Consider the following 1653-nt stretch of genomic DNA (forward strand, 5'->3'; position numbering starts at 1 on the left):
TATCAGCAAGCATTTAATCTAAACGGCAGTTACACAGAATTCGGGATGGTCTCCAAATATGCAAAATCTCAACGATTTCCTGATTACATTAGCTTTATTTTTTTGGAGCGAAATGTTGTAACTCTGGGTTAATGTCATTTTTAGCTATATTATTCGCATAGTTGCAAAGAGTTGCTAAGGCAACCCCCATCACGATATCAAGAATATTGGTGTCGTTATAACCTGCATCTTTAATGGCTTGTAATTCGCTATCTGAGACTTGACCACGTTTGTCAATTAATTGCATAACAAATTGAGCAATCGCTTGGTATTTAGCGTTATCTTCGATATTGGTACGTTCACGTAAAGCGTTTAGTACATTTTCTGGCATTTTTAGTTTCGTAGCAACCTTAGTATGACCTGCTATACAGAAGTCGCAACCATTGTGAGCTGCAGCGGTAATCTGTACAACCTCAATCTCTTCAGAAGTTAAGCTATTACGACTATTCATTTTCCCAACTTCTTGATACATCTCTAACGCTTGGGGTGAGTTTGATAATACGCCGATTAAGTTAGGGATAAAGCCGTTTGCTTTTTCGACTGCCGCAATACGCTCTTTGGCTTTTTCTGGAACGGTTTCAACAGTGTTTACAGTTAGACGCGCCATTAACTTTTCCTTTTTTAGGCAGTTTTAAATTCATTAATATTGATGCTGTAGTAGATAAGGACTAAATATCGCACCATTTTCTCAGCGTTTTAAGCTGATGAGATGGTGGCCCATAGTTAAACCTAAACTTGCTCTCTTTTACCTTTGCATACACTTTCAAAGTAACTTTCATCTAACTCGATCTTATTATTAAACAGATCATCAGGTTGTAATGAGAGATAGTAATCCATCAAAAGTTTAATTCTATGATAAAAAAGCGCATCAGTGTTAGGTTAAATATTGAGTAGATATGCTGCTGTTTTTGCAATTACTTCAATCATGAAAAACTCTAAGATACTTCTATAGGCTTTTTCCACTTAGTTTACAATAGATTATCTTCATAAAGTTAGCCCACTATAATAGTTATATACTACAGCCTTTAAATATTAGTAATATTATTGTAGGTTTTTATCAGCGAAAGAATTAATTCATAAATAGAATATATAAATTCCATTATTGAATAAATGTTTTTAACAATTTATCGACTTATACCCCACTTTCAACTTTGAAAGTGATTGAAAAAAGAAGAGCAGAGCACTAATCTAGTGTTTTCGACCAAGAATACAACGGAGTCATGAGATGCGCATAGATGAATTTATCATCAATATCTATTTAGATATAGAATGATATTACAAAATAGGGTGGTGTATCAAAAAGTATGCTGGAGTAATAAAAGAAGGGTGACAGCCGAAGCAAGATGATATATTTGAGGTTATGAAGACACAAATACAGATCAATTGCCCCGACTGTCACAGTCCCAGTTTAAAGAAAAACGGCAAAAAAAGCTATGGCAAGCAGAACTATCAATGTAAGGACTGCAAACGCCAGTTTATTGGCGATCATGCCCTAACTTATAACGGCTGTCACTCTAGAATAGAAGATAAAATACGGCTAATGACAGTGAGAGGCTGGCGTCGGGAGTTTCCCAAACTCTGTGTAACTGCTTATAATCCACTAACAGGAGAATA

2 protein-coding genes and 1 pseudogene are annotated in these 1653 nt (G+C 35.4%); 1 reads left to right on the plus strand and 2 read right to left on the minus strand.

From position 1 onward, the window contains the following. Window positions 1-94: 94 nt before the first annotated feature. A complete protein-coding gene (locus L0G63_RS13640) occupies window positions 95-646 on the minus strand; it encodes a carboxymuconolactone decarboxylase family protein (RefSeq protein WP_301451142.1) in 552 nt (183 codons plus the stop codon). Between the two features lie 158 nt (window positions 647-804). Next, a pseudogene (locus L0G63_RS13645) lies at window positions 805-1027 on the minus strand (IS1595 family transposase); the annotation flags it as partial. 372 nt (window positions 1028-1399) lie between these two features. Here L0G63_RS13645 and L0G63_RS13650 point away from each other — a divergent pair. Then, window positions 1400-1653: IS1 family transposase (locus L0G63_RS13650; protein ID WP_367618371.1), on the plus strand; the 254-nt coding region annotated here is incomplete at its 3' end.

It is taken from the genome of Psychrobacter sp. (genome assembly GCF_030454045.1).
Lineage (GTDB): Bacteria > Pseudomonadota > Gammaproteobacteria > Pseudomonadales > Moraxellaceae > Psychrobacter.